Source organism: Streptomyces sp. Tue6028 (assembly GCF_002300165.1).
Lineage (GTDB): Bacteria > Actinomycetota > Actinomycetes > Streptomycetales > Streptomycetaceae > Streptomyces > Streptomyces siamensis.
Genome location: NZ_MLCE01000021.1, coordinates 133675 through 153648, shown reverse-complemented (window position 1 = coordinate 153648; position 19974 = coordinate 133675). Strand labels below are relative to the sequence as shown.

Sequence of the window (19974 nt, the reverse complement as noted above, 5' to 3'; positions counted from 1 at the left end):
CCGTTCCCTTCTTGTAGAACCTGTTCTATCTTGACGCTCCGTCAGATCGGAGGATCCGGAGGGCTTTTGCCCCTGCTTCGGACCTCCGGTCGGTTGGCCGGCGCATGGGAGGACAGGACCCGTGGACTTCACCTTCACCGAGGAGCAGCAGGCGGCGGTCGAGGCGGCGAAGGCGGTGTTCGCCGGGGTCGCGCCGGACGGGGTGCCCAGCCCCGCGCTCACCCCCGGCGCCGTCGCCGAGGACTTCGACCGCGGCCTGTGGGCGAAGCTCGCCGACGCGGATCTGCTGAGCCTGCTGCTCGACGCGGAGTACGGCGGAGCGGGGCTCGACGCGGTGGCCCTGTGCCTGGTGCTGCGCGAGTCGGCGCGGATCCTCGCGCGCGTACCGCTGCTGGAGAGCAGCGCGGCGGCGGTGGCCGTGCAGACGTACGGCGGTGAGGAGTTGAAGGCCGAGCTGCTGGAGCGCGCGGGCCGGGGCGAGCTCGTCCTGACCGTCGCCGCCAGTGGCCGGACGGGGCACGACCCGGCCGAACGCGCCGTGACCGCACGGCGGGACGGTGACATGTGGGTGCTGGACGGCTCCCAGACGGCGGTGCCCTGGGCGTACGGCGCCGACCTCGTCGTCGTACCCGCACACACGGAGGCCGACCGGACCGTCCTCGCGTTGGTCCCCCGCGACCACGAAGGCGCCGTGCTCGCCGAGCAGATCTCCACCACCGGCGAGCGGCTCGGGGAGCTGCGCCTGGAGTCGGCGCGGATCGCCGACCGGTATGTGATCGACGCGGAGGGCGCCTGGGACGACCTGCGTGAGCTGCTGACCACCGGGACGTGCGCGCTGGCACTCGGGCTCGGAGAAGCCGTACTCGGGATGACCAGTGAATACACCGGCAAGCGGGAGCAGTTCGGATTCCCCGTCGCCACCTTCCAGGCCGTCGCCGTGCAGGCCGCCGACCGCTACATCGACCTGCGTGCCATGGAGGTGACTCTGTGGCAGGCCGCGTGGCGGATCGGGACCGGGGCAGGGGGCGCGCTCCCGGCGTCCGGGGACGTGGCCGTCGCCAAGATCTGGGCCTCGGAAGGCGTACGACGGGTGGTGCAGACGGCACAGCATCTGCACGGGGGCTTCGGCGCCGACACCGACTATCCGCTGCACCGGTACCACGCCTGGGCCAAACAGCTGGAGCTCTCGCTCGGCCCTGCCGCGGCGCACGAGGAGGCCCTGGGGGACCTGCTCGCGGCGCATCCGCTGGGCTGAGGCCGAGCACAGGCCGCACCGGACGTCACGGCCGGCCTCGCGGGACAGCTTTCCCGCATGCCCGACGGAACTCCGTATGCCCGGTGGCATCCCGCGGACCGGGCAGCTCTCCCACATCTCCGACAGCTCTCCCGGCGACCCGGCCGCGGCGCGAAGCCCGTTCGCCGGTCGCCTGCCGATGGGCACCGGTCGCCAGCCGCCGACCGATGGACGCCGGACACCGGCCGATGGACGCCAGGCACCGGGCACCGGGCACCGGCCGATGGATGTCGGCCGATGGAGTCGCTAGACGACGGCGCCGGGCTGGCCCTTGTCGTCGACGACGGGGCGGCCGGCCGCTTCCCAGGCCTGCATGCCGCCGTCGACGTTCACGGCGTCGATGCCCTGCTGGACCAGGTACATGGTGACCTGGGCGGAGCGGCCGCCGGACCGGCAGATGACGTTGACGCGACCGTCCTGCGGGGCGGCCTCGGTCAGCTCGCCGTAGCGGGCGACGAACTCGCTCATGGGGATGTGCAGCGCCCCCTCGGCATGCCCGGCGTCCCACTCCTCGTCCTCCCGGACGTCCAGCAGGAAGTTCTCGTCCGTGAGATCCCCGATCCCGACGGTGGGCACAGCAGCTCCGAAACTCATGTCCCCGACGCTACCCGACCACGGCCGCAACCCGATCCCCGCGGGACTCCCCCGGTCCCTTCCAGGTCCCTCAGGCCCTTCGCGGCCTCACTGAGCCTGGGCTATCAGCGCCGCCAGCTCCGCCTCGCGCTCGCCGACCTGGGCCAGCAGCTGTTCGGCGATCTCCTCCAGAAGACGGTCCGGGTCGTCCGGGGCCAGCTTCAGCATCGCGCCGATGGCGCTCTCCTCCAGCTCCTGGGCGACGAAGGCGAGCATCTCCTTGCGCTGCGCGAGCCATTCGAGACGGGCGTAGAGCTCCTCGCTCCGAGTCGGCTTCCACTCCTCGGGCACGGGCCCCGCGGCCCACTCCGCGGAGAGCTCCCGCAGCAGCGCCTCGTCACCCCGGCCGTAGGCGGCGTTCACCCGGGCGATGAACTCGTCGCGCCGCTTGCGCTCGTCCTCGTCCTGCGCCAGGTCGGGATGCGCCTTGCGGGCCAGTTCGCGGTAGAGCTTGCGAGCCTCCTCGCTGGGGCGCACACGCTGCGGAGGCCGCACGGGCTGGTCCGTGAGCATCGCCACGGCCTCGGGGAACAGGCCCTCCGAGTCCATCCAGCCGTGGAACAGCTCCTCGACCCCGGGCATGGGCATGACCCGAGCCCGCGCCTCGTGCGCCTTGCGGACGTCCTCCGGGTCACCGGTGCGCGCGGCCCTGGCCTCCGCGATCTCGGCCTCCAGCTCGTCGAGCCGGGAGTACATCGGGCCGAGCTTCTGGTGGTGCAGCCGCGAGAAGTTGTCCACCTCGACGCGGAAGGTCTCCACGGCGATCTCGAACTCGATCAACGCCTGCTCGGCCGCCCGCACGGCCCGCTCCAGCCGCTCCTCGGGCCGTGCCTCGCCCTCGGCGGCGGACTGCGAGGCCGACTCACCCCCGGCGGACACCTCCTGCTCGGAAGCCTCGTCCCCGGCGCGCGCTCCCTGCTCGGAGGCCTCACCCTCGGCGGACGCTCCCTGTTCAGAGGCTTCACGCTCGGCGGACGCTCCCTGTTCGGAAGCCTCACCCTCGGCGGGTGCCTGCTGCTCGGAGGCCTCACTCCCAGCGGGCGCACTCCGCGCCGAAGCCTCACCACCGGTGGACGTCTCCTGTCCGGAGACCTCACCCCCGGCGGGCTCCCGCTGCTCGGACATCGCGCCCTCCAGGGCACCGGACTGCTCCTGAACCCCCTCGTCGGTGGGCTCGGACTGGCTCTGCTCGGCTTCCGGCGTCGTCACCCGACCAGCGTAGGCCACGGTGCTCCGGGGCCCTGCCGAGAGCGCCGTTTCCCCGCTCTCCGCCCCGCCCCGGAGGGCGGCGCCGTCGCGGACGGCCACCGGCTCGTCAGACACCCAGCTCCGCCGCTATCCGGCCGTCCCGGACCGCCGCGACCAGCTCCGCGTGGTCGGCCTCCGTGCGGTCGGCGTACGCCACGGAGAAGGACGCGACGGCCTCGTCCAGCTCCTCGTTCTTCCCGCAGTAGCCGGCGATGAGACGTGGGTCGGCGCTGTGGGCGTGGGCGCGGGCCAGCAGGGCGCCGGTCATGCGGGCGTAGTCGTCGATCTGGTCGGCGGCCAGCGCGGCAGGGTCGACGCTGCCCTTGCGGTTGCGGAACTGGCGGACCTGGAAGGGACGGCCCTCGACCGTGGTCCAGCCGAGCAGGATGTCGCTGACGACCTGCATGCGCTTTTGTCCGAGGACGACGCGGCGGCCCTCGTGCGACACCTCGGGCATCGCGTGACCGGCGGTCGCCAGGTGCGGGAGCAGCGCCGAGGGGCGGGCCTCCTTCACCTGGAGGACGAGGGGTTCGCCGCGGTGGTCGAGCAGCAGGACGACGTAGGACCGGGTGCCCACGCTGCCGGTGCCGACGACGCGGAAGGCGACGTCGTGCACCGCGTATCGGGCGAGGAGGGGGAGACGGTCCTCGGAGAGGGTCGTCAGGTAGTGCTCCAGGGACGCGACGACCGCCGCGGCCTCCGCGTCGGGTGTGCGGCGCAGCACCGGCGGGGCGTCCACGAACCGGCGCCCGCCGCCCTCCACCACTTCCGTCGCCTTGGCGGCGAACCGGCCGCTGGTGTTGGCCCGCGCCTTCTCCGAGACCCGCTCCAGCGTGCCGAGCAGGTCGTGGGCGTCGGTGTGCGAGACGAGTTCCTCGTCGGCGATCGCGTTCCACGCGTCGAGGACGGGCAGTTTGGCCATCAGCCGCATGGTGCGGCGGTACGCGCCGACCGTGTCGTGCGCGGCGGTGCGGCAGGTGTCCTCGTCCGCCCCGGCTTCCCGGCCGGCGAGCACGAGCGAGGTGGCGAGCCGTTTGAGGTCCCACTCCCAGGGGCCGTGCACGGTCTCGTCGAAGTCGTTCAGGTCGATGACGAGGCCGCCCCGGGCGTCGCCGTACAGGCCGAAGTTGGCCGCGTGGGCGTCTCCGCAGATCTGGGCGTCGATGCCCGTCATGGGGGTGCGCGCGAGGTCGTACGCCATGAGGCCCGCCGAGCCGCGCAGGAACGCGAAGGGGGTGGCTGCCATCCTGCCGACCCGTATCGGGGTGAGGCCGGCGATGCGGCCGCGGTTGGACTCCTCGACGGCGGCCACGGCATCGGGCCGGTCGGCGTCCTCGATCAGCTCGGCGTGCGCGGCACGCGGCACCCGCTTGCGCAGGGCCTTGCCCGCGTCCTTGGGCGAACCCTGCACCGGCCACGCGGCGAACCCCGGCACGCCATACCCGCGCGCCGCAGCCCCGGACTCCGGTCGCCGCCCCTGCGGCTGCTGCCCCTCCGCGTGCTTCTGCTGGTCCGGAACCGCTGTACCGAGCTCGGTCACTGCGACCGCCTCCCCCGTGCACGAACATCAACTCGTGCTGACCGTACAGCCGGTCGGCGAAACACGTCAGACCCTGTGGACAACTCCGCTGCAGTGCCTGTGGACAGGTCCACGACGCCCAGCCCCGACGGGCCGGCCCGTCACTTCCTGAGCGCCTCCGGGCACGGCCCCTCTTCGGGGAGATAGCGCTCGGCCCACGCCCCGAGCTCCTTGAGCGCGGGTTCCAGGGCGGCGCCCGCCTCCGTCAGGCGGTACGAGACCCGCAGCGGGGGACCTTCGTCGACCTCGCGCACCACCAGGCCCGCCGCCCCGAGTTCGGTGAGCCGGTCGGAGAGCATCCGCTCGCTGATGCCGGGGATCGCCCGGCGCAGCTCGGTGAAGTGGACCGGCCGTTGCAGCAGGACGGCCACGACCAGGCCCGTCCAGCGCTTTCCCAGCAGTTGGAAGACGCGCGTCATGCCGTCGTCGACCTTCTGGCACGGCCCCGCTTCGTGGATTCCCCGTTCCGGCATGGGTCCAGAGTACTGCGTCCCCGTTGGGGGATGAAAAAAAGTAAGTAGCTGTGTTATCTCTAGTCGAGTACGAAAAAGAAGCCTGCGGGTTTCTTGCACCGACCCGGCCCCAGCCGTGCGCGGACACCCCCGCGTACCTGGACGACCCCGGCTCACCCCTTTGTCTGGAGAACCCATGGCCACCCTGCTGCACATCGACTCGTCCGTCTTCACCGGCTCCGCCTCCTCCTCCCGTTCGGTGACGGACACCTTCCGCAAGAGCTGGGAGGAGCAGCACCCGGAGGGCACGGTCGTCTACCGCGACCTCGCCGCCGCCCCCGTGCCGCACATCACGGCCGATTCCCACACCGCCGGTTTCGTCGCCCCGGACGCGCACACCCCCGAGCAGGCCGCGGCCTTCGCCGAGCGTCTGAAGCTCATCGAGGAGCTGGAGGCCGCCGACGCGATCCTGATCGGCGCCCCCATGTACAACTTCGCCATCCCCTCGACCCTCAAGGCGTGGCTGGACAACGTGTTCCTCGTGGGCCGCACCGCCATGGCCGAGGACTCGAAGCTGAAGGGCAAGCCGGTCACGGTCGTCGCCAGCCGTGGCGGCTCCTACGCGCCGGGCACCCCGCGCGAGGCCTACGAGTACGTGCAGAACTACCTGGAGGCCGTCCTTCGCGACACCCTCGCCCTGGACCTCACCTTCATCGTCCCGGAGCTGACGATGGCGCCGCAGAACCCGGCGATGTCCGAGCTGATCCCCCTCTTCGAGGCGTCCCGCACCAAGGCCCACGAGGACGCGAGCGCCCAGGCCAAGGAGCTCGCCTCGCGCCTCGCCGCCTGAGACGGGCCCGCGCGACCGGCGGCGTGAAGCCGCCGCGTGCGCACGGCTGCACGAGCGACACAAAGGCGTGCCGACTCGCGCCAAGCCGCCCGGACCGCCCGAGACGGACCCCCACGGCCGCGGCCGTGGCGCAATGCCGCCACATACGGCGGCGCACGGCAGCACGAGCGACACAAAGGCGTGCCGACTCGCGCCAAGCCGTGCGGACCACCGGAAGCGCCACAAGGCGGGGCGTGAGATCCCACCCTGAAGAGCGTTCCGGTGCGCACTCCCGACGAGCGCGCCGTGTGATTGTCCTCACCCGAGATGATCATGCGGCGCGCTCTCGCGTCGCCGGAGTCGCGAAGCTCACGGGAGGCGAAGCTCACGACGGCTTCGAGGCCCACGGGAGACGAAGCCCAGGAAGAGCCGCAGCCCAGGAAGGCAAAGTCGGAGAAGGGGCCCCAGGCCCAGGCGAAGCCAGGCCCAGGAGGGCCCCAGGCCCCGGCGCAGCGGGCGGGCACGCGGCTCACGAAGAGCACACAGGCCCACGCGAGACGAGGCTCACGCGAGACGAGCCTCACGGAAGTCGAAGCCCCCCACGCGGAACCGCCCCGGACAACGCGAAAGCCCCGCAGGTCCAAGACCTGCGGGGCTTCCAGCTGGTGCGCGAGGGGGGAGTTGAACCCCCACGCCCTTGCGGGCACTGGAACCTGAATCCAGCGCGTCTGCCTATTCCGCCACCCGCGCATTGGGTGTGTCGTCCGTCTCTCACCGAGTGGTGCGAGCGCCTGCCGACATCCAGAACATTAGCACGCTGTCAGGGGTGGATTCACATCCCTTTCCCGCTGCCCCAGGGGCCCGCCGACCCCGCTCCAGCCCAGGCCACTTCGCCCAAGAGGGCCTCCGCGCCCGCCCCACGTCTCGACCGGAACCTGTTCACGTATCAACCTCGTACCGGTCCTGAGCATCTCCCCAGGAGCCGGACGGCCCGCACAGTCAGGTGCGGGACACTGGTTGTGGGGCGCCTCTACGATCCTGGGCAGGAGTAGTGCCGGGAAGAGTTCGAAGAGGGGTCCCCGCGGGAACCTCGGGAGGGGACTTCGGAAGGCGTCGACAACCCGTCGACCGGGCCGACAGGGGGAACCAGCCGATTTCCCGACGCGTGGATACGATCAGTAAGCAGTACCAGGACGACAGCGACAGGCAGTACCGGGACAGCGTCCGCCGCCAGGACGAAGAAGGCAGCAAGCTGTACCAGGACGGCTACGAAGGAGGAGGTGCCCCATGGGAGTCCTGAAGAAGTTCGAGCAGCGTCTCGAAGGTCTGGTCAACGGCACCTTCGCCAAGGTGTTCAAGTCCGAGGTCCAGCCCGTGGAGATCGCCGGCGCGCTCCAGCGCGAGTGCGACAACAACGCCACGATCTGGAACCGCGACCGGACCGTCGTCCCCAACGACTTCATCGTGGAGCTGAGCACGCCGGACTTCGAGCGCCTCAGCCCCTACTCCGGCCAGCTCGGCGACGAGCTCGCCGGCATGGTGCGCGACTACGCGAAGCAGCAGCGCTACACCTTCATGGGCCCCATCAAGGTCCACCTGGAGAAGGCGGACGACCTCGACACCGGTCTGTACCGGGTGCGCAGCCGTACGCTCGCCTCCTCCACCAGTCAGGCTCCGGAGCGTGCCCCCGCGGGGCCGGCCCCTGCGGCCCCCCGCGGCCAGGGTGGCTACGGCTACCCGCCCGCGGCCGCTCCTCCCATGCCGTCCACGCCGCCGCCCGGCGGCCGACCCGGAGGCGCGCCCATGGGGGCCCGGCCGCCGGCCGGCCCCGGACCCGGCGGCCGTACACGGCACTGGATCGAGATCAACGGCACCCGCCATCAGATCTCCCGCCCGACGCTGGTGCTGGGCCGCAGCACCGACGCCGACGTGCGGATCGACGACCCCGGCGTCTCGCGCCGGCACTGTGAGATCCGGACCGGAACGCCCTCGACGATCCAGGATCTCGGGTCCACCAACGGCATCGTGGTGGACGGGCAGCACACCACCCGCGCTACGCTCCGCGACGGCTCGCGGATCGTCGTGGGCAGCACCACCATCATTTACCGGCAAGCCGAAGGGTGAAGCGGGGGCAATGTCAGAGCTGACCCTCACGGTCATGCGGCTGGGTTTCCTGGCCGTACTGTGGCTGTTCGTGATCGTGGCCGTGCAGGTCATTCGCAGCGACCTGTTCGGAACGCGCGTCACACAGCGCGGCTCGCGCCGGGACGCCTCCCGGCAGCAGCCGGCCGCACGCCAGGCCGCCCCTCCGCCCCAGCGCCAGCAGCAGCCGCCGAGCAGCGGCGGCCGGCAGCGCCGCGGCGCCCCCACCAAGCTGGTCGTCTCCGAGGGCACCCTCACGGGCACCACGGTGGCGCTCCAGGGGCAGACGATCACGCTGGGCCGCGCGCACGACAGCACGATCGTGCTGGACGACGACTACGCGTCCAGCAGGCATGCCAGGATCTACCCGGACCGGGACGGCCAGTGGATCGTCGAGGACCTCGGCTCCACCAATGGCACGTATCTCGACCGGAGCCGACTGACGACTCCCACGCCCGTACCGCTGGGCGCGCCGATCCGCATCGGCAAGACCGTCATCGAGCTGCGGAAGTAGTACGACAATGAGCGAGCGGAGCGAGCACGCAGCGGCGGTCCACACGACGGACCCCGGCGCGCTCCCGACCGGAGGGTGGGCACCGTGCGGATGTACCCGGAGCCGACGGGCGAGGTGCGCATGAGTCTGTCACTGCGCTTTGCCGCCGGATCGCACAAAGGCATGATCCGTGAGGGCAACGAGGACTCGGGCTACGCCGGCCCGAGGCTGCTCGCGATCGCCGACGGGATGGGCGGCCAGGCCGCCGGCGAGGTCGCCAGTTCCGAGGTGATCTCCACCATCGTCGCGCTCGACGACGACGTGCCCGGCTCCGACATCCTCACCTCGCTCGGCACCGCCGTGCAGCGGGCGAACGACCAGCTCCGGATGATGGTCGAGGAGGACCCCCAGCTCGAAGGCATGGGGACCACCCTCACGGCACTGCTGTGGACCGGCCAGCGCCTGGGCCTCGTACACGTCGGCGACTCCCGCGCGTATCTGCTGCGGGACGGCGTGCTGACGCAGATCACCCAGGACCACACCTGGGTGCAGCGGCTCGTCGACGAGGGACGCATCACCGAGGAAGAGGCCACCACCCACCCGCAGCGCTCCCTGCTGATGCGCGCGCTGGGCAGTGGCGACCACGTCGAGCCCGACCTCTCGATCCGCGAGGTCCGCGCCGGCGACCGTTACCTGATCTGCTCCGACGGCCTCAGCGGCGTCGTCTCCCATCAGACGATGGAGGACACCCTCGCCAGCTACCAGGGCCCGCAGGAGACCGTGCAGGAGCTCATCCAGCTCGCGCTGCGCGGCGGTGGCCCGGACAACATCACGGTCATCGTGGCCGACGTCCTCGACATCGACTCCGGGGACACCCTGGCCGGGCAGCTGTCCGACACCCCGGTCGTGGTGGGCGCGGTCGCCGAGAACCAGCACCAGCTGCACGACAACGGCGCCATGCAGACGCCCGCGGGCCGTGCCTCCAACCTCGGCCGCCCGGTGCCCGGGCAGGGCGGGGGCGGGGAGTTCGGCCCGCCCGGCAGCGGCGACACCACCGGGTACGTGCCGACGGACGGCTTCAACGCCTACTCCGACGAGGACTTCGTCAAGCCCCGTACCGGGCGCAAGTGGCTGAAGCGGTCCTTCTACATCACGCTGGCCCTCGCCGTGATCGGCGGCGGCCTGTACGGCGGCTACCGGTGGACGCAGACGCAGTACTACGTCGGCACCAAGGGCGAGCACGTCGCCCTGTACCGGGGCATCAGCCAGGACCTGGCCTGGGTCTCGCTCTCGAAGGTGGAGAAGGACCACCCCGAGATCGAACTCAAGTACCTGCCGCCCTACCAGCAGAAGCAGGTCGAGGCGACCATCGCCGAAGGCGGCCTGGGCGACGCCCAGTCGAAGATCGACGAGCTCGCCGTGCAGGCGTCCGCGTGCAAGAAGGACGCCGAGCGCCGCCGCGCCGAGACCGAGAAGAACGCGAAGACCGGTGAGGGCGAGGCCGGCGGGACCACGGGAACCACAAAGACCTCCCTCACGTCCAAGGCCACGTCCACGCCGACGCCGACGCCGTCGAACTCGGCACCGTCGTCCTCCAAGTCCACGACCGCACCCACTCCCACACCCGGCCCCAGCCTCTCCGACGAAGAGCAGAAGCTGGTCTCGCTGTGCGGTAAGCAGTAAGCAGCCGTGAGGGGCCCTGTCACACGATGAGCAGTAGTACCAACACGCCGACGCACCACACGTCCACGATCGGCTCGATCGGCGCACCGAGCCGGCGCAACACCGAGCTGGCACTGCTGGTGTTCGCCGTTGTCATCCCGGTGTTCGCCTACGCCAACGTGGGCCTCGCCATCAACGACGAGGTCCCCGCGGGCCTGCTGAGCTACGGCCTGGGCCTCGGTCTGCTGGCCGGCGTGGGCCACCTCGTCGTGCGCAAGTTCGCGCCGTACGCCGACCCGCTCCTGCTGCCGCTGGCCACGCTGCTCAACGGCCTCGGACTGGTGATCATCTGGCGGCTCGACCAGTCCAAGCTGCTGCAGTCGATCGACCAGGCGGGCACCGCGGCGCCGCGCCAGCTGCTCTACACAGCACTGGGCATCGCCCTGTTCGTCGTCGTGCTGATCTTCCTGAAGGACCACCGTGTCCTGCAGCGCTACACGTACATCTCCATGGTCGGCGCGCTGTTCCTGCTGCTGCTCCCCCTGGTCCCGGGCCTCGGCGCCAACATCTACGGCGCCAAGATCTGGATCTCCGTCGCCGGCTTCTCCATCCAGCCCGGTGAGTTCGCGAAGATCGTCCTGGCGATCTTCTTCGCCGGCTACCTGATGGTGAAGCGGGACGCGCTCGCGCTGGCCAGCCGCCGCTTCATGGGCCTGTACCTGCCGCGCGGCCGCGACCTCGGCCCGATCCTCGTGGTCTGGTTCATCTCGATCCTGATCCTGGTCTTCGAGACCGACCTCGGTACGTCGCTGCTGTTCTTCGGAATGTTCGTCATCATGCTGTACGTCGCCACCGAGCGGACCAGCTGGATCGTCTTCGGTCTGCTGATGTCCGCGGCCGGCGCCGTCGGTGTGGCCTCCTTCGAACCGCACGTCCAGCAGCGTGTCCAGGCCTGGCTCGACCCCATGCGCGAGTACAAGCTGAGCCAGGCCGGCGCCCCCGGTGTCCACTCCGAGCAGGCCATGCAGGCACTGTGGGCCTTCGGCTCCGGCGGGACCCTCGGCACCGGCCTCGGCCAGGGCCACTCCGAGCTCATCCGGTTCGCCGCCAACTCCGACTTCATCCTCGCCACCTTCGGCGAGGAGCTCGGCCTGGCGGGCATCATGGCGATCCTGCTGATCTACGGCCTGATCGTCGAGCGTGGCATCCGCACCGCCCTGGCCGCCCGGGACCCGTTCGGCAAGCTCCTCGCCGTCGGCCTGTCCGGCGCCTTCGGACTCCAGGTCTTCGTCGTCGCCGGCGGCGTCATGGGCCTGATCCCGCTCACCGGTATGACGATGCCGTTCCTGGCCTACGGCGGTTCCTCCGTGATCGCCAACTGGGCACTGATCGGCATCCTGATCCGGATCAGCGACACGGCCCGCAGGCCGGCGCCCGCCCCCGCCCCGAACCCCGACGCCGAGATGACCCAGGTGGTCCGCCCGTGAACAAGCCCCTGCGCCGGATCGCGATCTTCTGCGGGCTTCTCGTCCTCGCCCTGCTCATCCGCGACAACTGGCTCCAGTACGTCAAGGCCGACGAGCTGAAGGCCGACCCGAAGAACCGCCGGGTGAACATCGAGCGCTACGCCACCCCGCGCGGCGACATCATCGTGGACGGCAAGGCGATCACCGGTTCCTCGAAGTCCAAGACCGGTGACTACGAGTACAAGCGCACGTACAAGGACGGCGCGATGTGGGCGCCCGTCACGGGCTACGCCTCGCAGGCCTTCGACGCCAGCCAGCTGGAGAAGCTCGAGGACGGCATCCTCACCGGCAACGACGACCGGCTCTTCTTCCGCAACACCCTGGACATGGTCACGGGCAAGAAGAAGCAGGGCGGCAACGTCGTCACCACGCTGAACGCCGCCGCCCAGAAGGCGGCCTTCGAGGGCCTCGGCAACAAGAAGGGCGCCGTCGCCGCGCTCGACCCGAAGACCGGCGCGATCCTGGCGCTGGCCTCCACGCCCTCGTACGACCCGTCGGCCTTCGCCGGCAACTCCGACGACGACGCCAAGGCCTGGAACAAGCTCCAGAAGAAGAACAACGCCGACGACCCGATGCTCAACCGGGCGCTGCGCGAGACGTACCCGCCGGGCTCCACCTTCAAGGTCGTCACCGCGGCCGCCGCCCTGGAGAACGGGCTGTACCCCGACGCGGACACCAAGACGGACTCGCCGGACCCGTGGACCATGCCGGACACCACGACCAAGCTGCCCAACGAGGGCAACCTGCCGTGCAAGGACGCGACGCTGCGGGTCGCGCTCCGGGTCTCCTGCAACACGGTCTTCGGCAAGATCGGCGCGGACCTCGGCAAGGACAAGATGCTGGAGGAGGCCAAGAAGTTCGGCTTCAACTCCGAGCAGTTCACGCCGGTGCGCTCCAACGCTTCCAACTTCCCCACGGAGATGGACAAGCCGCAGACCGCGCTGAGCTCGATCGGCCAGTTCGAGACCGCCGCGACCCCGCTGCAGATGGCCATGGTGGCGTCCGCCGTCGCCAATGACGGCACGCTCATGAAGCCGTACATGGTGAGCGAGCTGAGCACGCACAACCTGGACGTCATCTCGCAGACGCAGCCCGAGAAGATGAGCGAGCCGCTGTCCGAGGACAACGCCCAGGTCCTCCAGTCGATGATGGAGACCGTGGTCCAGTCCGGCACCGGCACGAGGGCCCGGATCCCGGGTGTCACGGTCGGTGGCAAGACGGGTACGGCGCAGCACGGCATCGGAAACAGTGAGAAGCCCTACGCGTGGTTCATCTCATACGCGAAGCTGAGCGACAACAGCTCGCCGGTCGCCGTGGCCGTGGTGATCGAGGACGGCAGCGCCAACCGTGACGACATCTCCGGTGGCGGTCTCGCCGCCCCCATCGCAAGGGACGTGATGAAGGCAGTCATCGACAGCAAGAAGTGACCCCGCTCACGTCCCCTTCACATCGGTGCACGTTGCGATACCGGTCCTGTATCGGGTGACGGGCTTGGCCAGGTCACAGACTTCGAGCCGGGTACGGTATGCCCGGACGGCACACCGCCGGACCGCACACCTGTGCGGTCGGGACCGACGGAGAGGGCTGGTAGGTAGCTATGGAAGAGCCGCGTCGCCTCGGCGGCCGGTACGAGCTGGGCCAGGTGCTCGGCCGTGGTGGCATGGCGGAGGTCTACCTCGCGCATGACACCCGGCTCGGCCGCACCGTGGCGGTGAAGACGCTGCGGGCGGACCTCGCGCGCGACCCGTCGTTCCAGGCCCGGTTCCGCCGGGAGGCCCAGTCGGCCGCCTCGCTCAACCATCCCGCGATCGTCGCCGTGTACGACACGGGTGAGGACTACATCGACGGCACCTCCATCCCGTACATCGTGATGGAGTACGTCGACGGGTCCACGCTGCGCGAGCTGCTGCACTCCGGGCGCAAGCTGCTGCCCGAGCGGGCCATGGAGATGACCATCGGCATCCTCCAGGCCCTGGAGTACTCGCACCGCAACGGCATCGTCCACCGCGACATCAAGCCGGCGAACGTCATGCTGACGCGCAACGGCCAGGTCAAGGTGATGGACTTCGGCATCGCCCGCGCCATGGGCGACTCCGGCATGACGATGACGCAGACGGCAGCGGTCATCGGCACCGCCCAGTACCTCTCGCCGGAGCAGGCCAAGGGCGAGCAGGTCGACGCCCGTTCCGACCTGTACTCCACCGGCTGCCTGCTGTACGAGCTGCTGACCGTCCGGCCGCCCTTCGTCGGCGACTCCCCGGTCGCGGTCGCGTACCAGCACGTGCGGGAGGAGGCGCAGCCGCCGAGCGTCTTCGACCCCGAGATCACGCCCGAGATGGACGCGATCGTGCTGAAGGCGCTCGTCAAGGACCCCGACTACCGCTACCAGTCCGCCGACGAGATGCGCGCCGACATCGAGGCCTGCCTCGACGGCCAGCCCGTCGGGGCCACCGCGGCCATGGGCTCGGTCGGCTACGGCGGCTACCCCGACGACCAGCCGACGACGGCGCTGCGCTCCACGGACGCCCAGGCCACGTCCATGCTGCCTCCGACGAACCCGGACGACGGCGGCTACGGCTACGACGACCGCCCGGACCGCCGCCGCCAGAAGAAGAACAACACCTCGACGATCCTTCTGGTCGTCGCGGGTGTCCTCGTCCTCATCGGCGCGATCCTGATCGGCAAGTGGGCGTTCGGCGGCGGCGGGACGGGCAACGACTCGTTCAAGGCCCCGAACTTCATTAGCCAGACCCTGCCGGACGCCAAGCGGATGGCCAAGAACCGGGACCTGACGCTCTCGCAGACCAGCAAGCCCTGCGAGAAGGAGCCCAAGGGCAACATCTGCTCGCAGGATCCGACCGCGGGGACGACGGTGAAGAAGGGCGACACCATCAATGTGGTGGTGTCGACCGGAGCGCCCAAGGTCGCGGTCCCGAGCGTCGTCGGCGACAAGCTGAGCGAGGCCAAGGACACCCTTGAGGGCGACCAGTACCAGTTCAGGGTGAAGACGACCTTCAAGGAGTCCTCCGAGGAGCCGAACACCGTTCTGGAGCAGGACCCGAAGCTCGGCGAAGAGGTGCAGAAGGGATCGACGATCACCCTCACCGTCGCCAAGGAGAAGAAGCAGTCCGTCGTCCCCGACGTCACCGGCAAGAGCTGTGACGAGGCCACGGCGCAGATGACGGCCAACGACCTGGTCGGCGAGTGCACCGACGTCGAGACGGACGACCCGAACCTGGTCGGCAAGGTCATCCAGACCTCGCCGGCGGCCAACTCCCAGGCCGACCCGGGCTCCAAGGTGTCGATCCAGATCGGCAAGGCCAAGGAGCAGCAGCAGTCCACGGTGCCGCCGCTGGCGGGCCAGCGGCTCAAGGACGCCAGGAAGGCGCTCCAGGACGCCGGGCTGAGCGTCGGGAACATCAACGGTGCCTCGGACGACAACGCCCTCGTGGTGGCCTCCGACCCGCAGGCAGGCACCCAGCTCGCCCAGGGCACCGCGGTCAACCTGACCACGGTGGGCCAGAACGGCAACAATCAGGGCGGCGACAACGGCGGCATCTTCGGCGGCGTCACCGGCTGAACGACCGGGACCGGGTTCCACGCCAGGAACTGACGTCCCACGATCGGCGAGAAGGGCCCCGGTACTCGAATCGAGTACCGGGGCCCTTCTCCATTTCCGCACCACCTGTAGCCAATTCCGCACCACGTGTCGCGCGTCACTCCGACAAGTAAAAGGCAAATGTTGATCAACTTCTCATGAATTGGTAATGTCCGGGGCGGGCGGGAAAGTGTCCGCCCGGACCGATTCGGGGGTAGTAAAATCAAGAAGCGCATTTTGGCGGTACTCGGTGCCGCCTGTTCTCTCACGTTCCTCGCGACGGGTACGGCCTCGGCCGGCACCAACAGCGGCTGGGTCTACACCACTGACTGGGACCCGGGTGGCCAGGGAGCGTTCGGCCACGACGGTGACTGCCTGACGGTGTACGACAACCAGAAGGACGGCTACAACGTCGAGATCCACCTTTTCCGTATGAGCACGTACGAGACCATCGCTGAGCTCCACACCACCCAGGGTGGCGGTTCTCACGCGTACAAGTGCTTCTCGGACAAGGTCCCGGAGAACATCAAGGTCGGCGTGCGTGTCTCCCTCATCAAGAGCGGCGACAAGTTCAGCGGGTTCAAGAACAACCTCACCAGCTGAACGGCACGGTTCAGTCGTTGAATGGCTGAACAAAATGAATTGCCTGCGGTAAAGGACCGGGCCCGGAGTCGCTCAGGGGAAAATGCGACTTCGGGCCCGGTTCTCGTCGTGTGTCCCTCGGGGAGAGGGACGCGCATTCACGTCAGCGCAATTCCTTCGGCGGCGTCCGGTCGCTGTCGACCTTCTCCACGCGCTCCAGCTCGCCCCAGACCACGTAGCGGTAGCGGGACGTGTAGACAGGGGTGCAGGTCGTCAGGGTGATGTACTGGCCGGGCTTCTTCTTGCCGGACTGCTGGGGGACCGACTGAAGGACCTTGACGTTGAACTTCGAGGTCTCCGGGAGGATGGCGTACGCCTTGTAGACGTACCACTTGTCCTTGGTCTCGAAGACGATCGCGTCGCCCTTCCTGACCTTGTCGATGTTGTGGAACTTGGCACCGTGGCCGTCCCGGTGGGCGGCGAGGGTGAAGTTGCCGTCCTTGCCCGTCATCGGCAGCGACGACTTGACCGGGTCCGTGTAGTAGCCGGCGACACCGTCGTTGAGGACCTTGGTCGAGGTGCCCTTCTCGACGAGCACCTCGCCGTTCTTCATGGACGGGACGTGCAGGAAGCCGATGCCGGCCTTGGTGTCCAGAGCACCCGGACCGCCCTTGTCCTGCGCCCAGCCGTCACGCACCTTGTCGCCCTGCTTGTGCGCCTCGCGGTCGGCGACGACGTTCGTCCACCACAGGGAGTAGACGACGAACAGCCCGAGCACCAGACCCGCGGTGATGAGGAGTTCGCCGAAGACGCTGACCGCCATCGCGATGCGGCCGCCGCGGCGCCTCGGCCTGCCCGCGTGGTCGTGGGCCGCCGAACCGGTCTGCGATCCGGCACGCTCGTCGTGGTCGGTCCTCGCTGCCACTGTGCATCTGCCCCGTCTGGTCTGTCTCAGGTTGTCTCGGGTGCTCACGCACCCATGTGCGCACATCGTCGAGCGCCCGTGCGCTCTCAGCCGACGAGCGCGTCCGGTTTGCCCTTGCTGCGCGGGCGGTCCTCGACCATCTTGCCCCAGACGATCATCCGGTACTTGCTGGTGAACTCCGGCGTGCAGGTGGTCAGTGTGATGTAGCGGCCCGGCTCGGTGAAAGTCGAACCCCTGGGGATCGGGTCGAGCACGCTCGTGTTGCTCGGCGGCGTCACCGGCAGGATCGACGTCATCTCGTAGACGTAGTAGTCGTCCTGCGTCTCGACCACGATCCGGTCCCCGGGCTTGAGCCGGTTGATGTAGCGGAACGGCTCGCCGTGCGTGTTGCGGTGTCCCGCCAGCCCGAAGTTCCCGCTCTTCGCGTCCGGCATCGCGGTCTTGGTGTCGCCCTCGCCGTAGTGACCCACCATCCCGCGGTCGAGCACCTTCGTCTTGCTGATGCCCTCCGCGATCGGCGCGACCACGTCCAGCTTGGGGATGTGCAGGATGGCGAAGCCCTGGCCCGGCGAGAAGGTCCCCGGGTTCCGTTTGCCCTTCGCCCAGTCCTCCTGGAGGTGATGCGCGGCGCTGCCCGCCTGCTGGTGCGCCCGCACGTTGGACCACCACAGCTGGTAGGTCACGAACAGCAGCATCAGCACACCGGTGGTGATGAACACCTCGCCGATCACCCGGCTCGCGACGACACCCGCACTGGGCTTGCGCGCCCGTGCCGCGCGCCGGGCCTCCAACCGGCTCAGAGGGGCCTCAGCGCCCTTCTGAGCGGGTTCCAGGCCCTCCGAGGCCTCCTGGGCGCCTCCGTGCCGCCCATGGCGCCGGGCGGCCTTGCGCCGCGCCGCGCGGCCCCCTGGGGCGGGTGTGGCGCTCTCGCCTATTCGGGGCTTCTCCGGCGCGTCCGGTATGCGCAGCGCCACCGTCTCGTCGTCCAACGGCAGCGCGGGGGCGACCGGTTGGCCGTACGGGGCCGTGCCGGGGTCCTCGTACGGGACGGCGGCCGGTTGTTCGTACGGGACGGCCGCGGGCTCCTCGTACGACGGGGCGTACGACTGCTGCTGTGTCTGTGTCTGTGTCTGTGCCTGTGCCGCGTGCCGCGGCTGCCGTGGCGGCGTCTGTGCCGGAGGCTGGGGCTGGTCCTGTCCCGGATACCAGTCGCGCGCGTACCCCTCCGGTTCGTACCAGCCTTCCTGGCGTCCCGCGGTCACGGGCTGCTCCGTGCGCGGCTGTCCCGGCAGCGGGTCCGTCAGCGGGTCCGCGAGCCGGTCGACGGCCGCCTCGAAGCCCCCCGCGCCCTCGAACGCGTCAGCGCCCCCGTACGCGGCCTCGCCGCCGTAGGGGGAGCTGTCGCGCTCGGGGCGCAGTGCGGTCACGCCGTGGCCCTGCCCACCACCGGGGCGAGCCCCGCCGACCTCGCCACGGCCACCTTGTCGCCGCACTCCTCCAGCCAGTTGGCGAGCATCCGGTGGCCGTGCTCGGTCAGCACCGACTCGGGGTGGAACTGCACGCCCTCGACGGGAAGTTCGCGGTGTCTGAGGCCCATGACGATGCCGTCGTGGGTGCGGGCGGTGACTTCCAGCTCGGCCGGAACGGTGTCCGGCTCGGCGGCCAGCGAGTGGTAGCGCGTGGCCGTGAACGGGGACGGCAGGCCCGCGAAGACCCCCTTCCCGTGGTGCTCGACGAGCGAGGTCTTGCCGTGCAGCAGCTCGGGCGCGCGGTCCACCACACCGCCGTACGCCACCTGCATCGACTGCATGCCGAGGCAGACGCCGAAGACGGGCACTCCGGTCGCGGCGCAGTGCCGGACCATGTCGATGCAGACGCCGGCCTGTTCGGGCGCGCCCGGACCGGGTGACAGGAGCACGCCGTCGAAGCCGTCCTGGGCGTGCGCGGTCGACACCTCGTCGTTGCGGAGCACCTCGCACTCGGCGCCCAACTGGTACAGGTACTGGACCAGGTTGAAGACGAAGCTGTCGTAGTTGTCGACGACGAGAATCCGCGTGCTCACTGGTTGTCCACCGTCACATCGTTGAAGGGAAGCAGCGGCTCCGCCCACGGGAAGACGTACTGGAAGAGCACGTAGACCATCGCGAGGACGAGTACGAGCGAGATCAGTGCCCTCACCCATACGTTCCCCGGCAGATGCCGCCAGATCCAGCCGTACATGCCGTCCCTTCCGTCGCACCACGGCACCGGAGTCGCCACTCGCACCATCGGACTCCTGCCGTACTGCACCAGACTAACGGCGTAGAGCCTGCGGTTTCCCAGCCTCCACAGGCTGCGTGGAGTCGAGGTGCGCCCAGACGATCAGCCGGTGGCTGTGTCCCCACTCCGGGTCGCACGTGGTCAGCGTGAGATAGCGGCCCGGCCGCGTATACCCCGACTTACGTGGGACAGGGTCGATCACCTCAATGTCCGAGGGCAGAGTTTTGTAGGGGCCTTTGTCGATCCGATACGTGAACCACGTCGTCCCGTCGGTCAGCACCACCGCGTCACCGCGGCGCAGCTCGGGAAAGTCCTTGAAGGGGTCCCCATAGGTGCGCCGGTGGCCGGCCACCGCGAAGTTGCCCGTCTGCCCGAGCTGGGCCGTGCCCCGGTAGTGGCCGAGCCCCTTCTTCAGGACGTCCGTGGCGGTGCCTTCGAGCAGGGGCTTGTTCCACGTGAAACCAAGCCGCGGGATGTACATCACCGCGAACGGCTTGCCGTACGTGTACGGGCCGGGCGGCTTCGGGCTCGCGGTCGCCCGGTCTCCCGACGGGGCCTGGGTCCCTTGAGCGACGGCACCCTTCGACCACTGCTTCTGCAGCTCGTCGATCTGGTGGTCCATCGCGTTGTCGGCCTTCACCCCGGTCCAGAACAGCACGTAGACCACGAAGAGCACGATCAGAGTGCCGACGGTGATGCACAGTTCGCTGACCGTCCGGACGACCACCCGCACCGACACAAGGGCCCCCCAG

The 19974-nt window shown here is 69.6% G+C and carries 19 protein-coding genes and 1 tRNA gene; 10 read left to right on the top strand and 10 right to left on the bottom strand.

Translation table 11 applies throughout. The annotated features are described in order from the left end of the window. The first annotated feature begins 121 nt into the window (after nucleotides 1–121). Nucleotides 122–1255, top strand: a complete 1134-nt coding sequence (locus BKI49_RS19085) for an acyl-CoA dehydrogenase family protein (RefSeq protein WP_095935478.1) — start codon at nucleotides 122–124, stop codon at nucleotides 1253–1255. A 285-nt stretch (nucleotides 1256–1540) separates the two neighbouring features. On the opposite strand, the gene BKI49_RS19080 is transcribed toward BKI49_RS19085, so the two are convergent. The 4 genes from BKI49_RS19080 to BKI49_RS19065 form a co-directional block, all read right to left on the bottom strand. Further along, the gene (locus tag BKI49_RS19080) at nucleotides 1541–1888 is read right to left on the bottom strand and encodes a rhodanese-like domain-containing protein (RefSeq protein WP_095935477.1); all 348 of its coding nucleotides are present in this window, start codon (nucleotides 1886–1888) and stop codon (nucleotides 1541–1543) included. 87 nt (nucleotides 1889–1975) lie between these two features. Further along, a complete protein-coding gene (locus BKI49_RS19075) occupies nucleotides 1976–3052 on the bottom strand; it encodes a J domain-containing protein (protein ID WP_373557572.1) in 1077 nt (358 codons plus the stop codon). Between the two features lie 190 nt (nucleotides 3053–3242). Next, nucleotides 3243–4715: a DUF2252 domain-containing protein gene (locus tag BKI49_RS19070; protein ID WP_095935476.1), complete on the bottom strand. Its 1473-nt coding sequence runs from the start codon at nucleotides 4713–4715 to the stop codon at nucleotides 3243–3245. Between the two features lie 140 nt (nucleotides 4716–4855). After that, the gene (locus BKI49_RS19065) at nucleotides 4856–5227 is read right to left on the bottom strand and encodes a winged helix-turn-helix transcriptional regulator (RefSeq protein ID WP_095935475.1); all 372 of its coding nucleotides are present in this window, start codon (nucleotides 5225–5227) and stop codon (nucleotides 4856–4858) included. A gap of 175 nt (nucleotides 5228–5402) precedes the next feature. Here BKI49_RS19065 and BKI49_RS19060 point away from each other — a divergent pair, with 175 nt between their 5' ends. Next, nucleotides 5403–6056: an FMN-dependent NADH-azoreductase gene (locus BKI49_RS19060; protein ID WP_095935474.1), complete on the top strand. Its 654-nt coding sequence runs from the start codon at nucleotides 5403–5405 to the stop codon at nucleotides 6054–6056. 642 nt (nucleotides 6057–6698) lie between these two features. Here the strand turns inward: BKI49_RS19060 and BKI49_RS19055 are convergent. Continuing rightward, nucleotides 6699–6785, bottom strand: a tRNA-Leu gene (locus BKI49_RS19055). A 415-nt stretch (nucleotides 6786–7200) separates the two neighbouring features. On the opposite strand from BKI49_RS19055, the gene BKI49_RS35885 reads away from it, so the two are divergent. The 8 genes from BKI49_RS35885 (at nucleotide 7201) to BKI49_RS19015 (ending at nucleotide 16059) form a co-directional block, all read left to right on the top strand. Continuing rightward, nucleotides 7201–7335 carry a hypothetical protein gene (locus tag BKI49_RS35885; RefSeq protein WP_257004862.1) on the top strand — a complete coding sequence of 45 codons (135 nt, stop codon included), beginning with the start codon at nucleotides 7201–7203 and terminating at the stop codon, nucleotides 7333–7335. Then, complete coding sequence (locus BKI49_RS19050) at nucleotides 7323–8159, top strand: FhaA domain-containing protein (protein ID WP_095935473.1); 837 nt, start codon at nucleotides 7323–7325, stop codon at nucleotides 8157–8159. Before BKI49_RS35885 ends, BKI49_RS19050 begins: the two co-directional genes overlap by 13 nt. 10 nt (nucleotides 8160–8169) lie before the next feature. Beyond that, the gene (locus BKI49_RS19045) at nucleotides 8170–8691 is read left to right on the top strand and encodes an FHA domain-containing protein FhaB/FipA (RefSeq protein WP_095935472.1); all 522 of its coding nucleotides are present in this window, start codon (nucleotides 8170–8172) and stop codon (nucleotides 8689–8691) included. 120 nt (nucleotides 8692–8811) lie between these two features. Next, a complete protein-coding gene (locus BKI49_RS19040) occupies nucleotides 8812–10353 on the top strand; it encodes a Stp1/IreP family PP2C-type Ser/Thr phosphatase (protein ID WP_218835038.1) in 1542 nt (513 codons plus the stop codon). A 26-nt stretch (nucleotides 10354–10379) separates the two neighbouring features. Continuing rightward, nucleotides 10380–11819: an FtsW/RodA/SpoVE family cell cycle protein gene (locus BKI49_RS19035; protein ID WP_095935471.1), complete on the top strand. Its 1440-nt coding sequence runs from the start codon at nucleotides 10380–10382 to the stop codon at nucleotides 11817–11819. Continuing rightward, entirely contained in the window at nucleotides 11816–13285 is a 1470-nt protein-coding gene (locus tag BKI49_RS19030; protein WP_095935470.1) for a peptidoglycan D,D-transpeptidase FtsI family protein, read from the top strand. Before BKI49_RS19035 ends, BKI49_RS19030 begins: the two co-directional genes overlap by 4 nt. A gap of 170 nt (nucleotides 13286–13455) precedes the next feature. Further along, nucleotides 13456–15438, top strand: coding sequence for a Stk1 family PASTA domain-containing Ser/Thr kinase (pknB, locus tag BKI49_RS19020; RefSeq protein WP_095935469.1), 1983 nt, complete (start codon nucleotides 13456–13458; stop codon nucleotides 15436–15438). 255 nt (nucleotides 15439–15693) lie between these two features. Next, nucleotides 15694–16059 (top strand): hypothetical protein, encoded by a 366-nt coding sequence (locus BKI49_RS19015; protein ID WP_095935468.1) that lies wholly within the window; start codon nucleotides 15694–15696, stop codon nucleotides 16057–16059. 142 nt (nucleotides 16060–16201) lie between these two features. Here BKI49_RS19015 and BKI49_RS19010 read toward each other — a convergent pair whose 3' ends face one another. From BKI49_RS19010 to BKI49_RS18990, 5 genes are all read right to left on the bottom strand, one after another. Further along, nucleotides 16202–16963 (bottom strand): class E sortase, encoded by a 762-nt coding sequence (locus tag BKI49_RS19010; RefSeq protein ID WP_373557561.1) that lies wholly within the window; start codon nucleotides 16961–16963, stop codon nucleotides 16202–16204. Between the two features lie 86 nt (nucleotides 16964–17049). Beyond that, entirely contained in the window at nucleotides 17050–18390 is a 1341-nt protein-coding gene (locus BKI49_RS19005; protein WP_095935466.1) for a class E sortase, read from the bottom strand. Further along, nucleotides 18387–19025 (bottom strand): aminodeoxychorismate/anthranilate synthase component II, encoded by a 639-nt coding sequence (locus BKI49_RS19000; RefSeq protein ID WP_095935465.1) that lies wholly within the window; start codon nucleotides 19023–19025, stop codon nucleotides 18387–18389. Before BKI49_RS19000 ends, BKI49_RS19005 begins: the two co-directional genes overlap by 4 nt. Continuing rightward, nucleotides 19022–19231, bottom strand: a complete 210-nt coding sequence (locus tag BKI49_RS18995) for a hypothetical protein (RefSeq protein WP_095935464.1) — start codon at nucleotides 19229–19231, stop codon at nucleotides 19022–19024. The genes BKI49_RS19000 and BKI49_RS18995 overlap by 4 nt, the downstream gene beginning before the upstream one ends. Before the next feature lie 25 nt (nucleotides 19232–19256). Continuing rightward, nucleotides 19257–19955 carry a class E sortase gene (locus BKI49_RS18990; RefSeq protein WP_095935783.1) on the bottom strand — a complete coding sequence of 233 codons (699 nt, stop codon included), beginning with the start codon at nucleotides 19953–19955 and terminating at the stop codon, nucleotides 19257–19259. Nucleotides 19956–19974: the final 19 nt, after the last annotated feature.

Excerpts from the sequence above, each read along its gene's own strand:
- BKI49_RS19080 (WP_095935477.1), bottom strand. The coding sequence starts at position 1,888 with ATGAGTTTCGGAGCTGCTGTGCCCACCGTCGGGATCGGGGATCTCACG.
- BKI49_RS19075 (WP_373557572.1), bottom strand. The coding sequence starts at position 3,052 with ATGTCCGAGCAGCGGGAGCCCGCCGGGGGTGAGGTCTCCGGACAGGAG.
- BKI49_RS19065 (WP_095935475.1), bottom strand. The coding sequence starts at position 5,227 with ATGCCGGAACGGGGAATCCACGAAGCGGGGCCGTGCCAGAAGGTCGAC.
- BKI49_RS19060 (WP_095935474.1), top strand. The coding sequence starts at position 5,403 with ATGGCCACCCTGCTGCACATCGACTCGTCCGTCTTCACCGGCTCCGCC.
- BKI49_RS19050 (WP_095935473.1), top strand. The coding sequence starts at position 7,323 with ATGGGAGTCCTGAAGAAGTTCGAGCAGCGTCTCGAAGGTCTGGTCAAC.
- BKI49_RS19045 (WP_095935472.1), top strand. The coding sequence starts at position 8,170 with ATGTCAGAGCTGACCCTCACGGTCATGCGGCTGGGTTTCCTGGCCGTA.
- BKI49_RS19040 (WP_218835038.1), top strand. The coding sequence starts at position 8,812 with ATGAGTCTGTCACTGCGCTTTGCCGCCGGATCGCACAAAGGCATGATC.
- BKI49_RS19035 (WP_095935471.1), top strand. The coding sequence starts at position 10,380 with ATGAGCAGTAGTACCAACACGCCGACGCACCACACGTCCACGATCGGC.
- pknB (WP_095935469.1), top strand. The coding sequence starts at position 13,456 with ATGGAAGAGCCGCGTCGCCTCGGCGGCCGGTACGAGCTGGGCCAGGTG.
- BKI49_RS18995 (WP_095935464.1), bottom strand. The coding sequence starts at position 19,231 with ATGGTGCGAGTGGCGACTCCGGTGCCGTGGTGCGACGGAAGGGACGGC.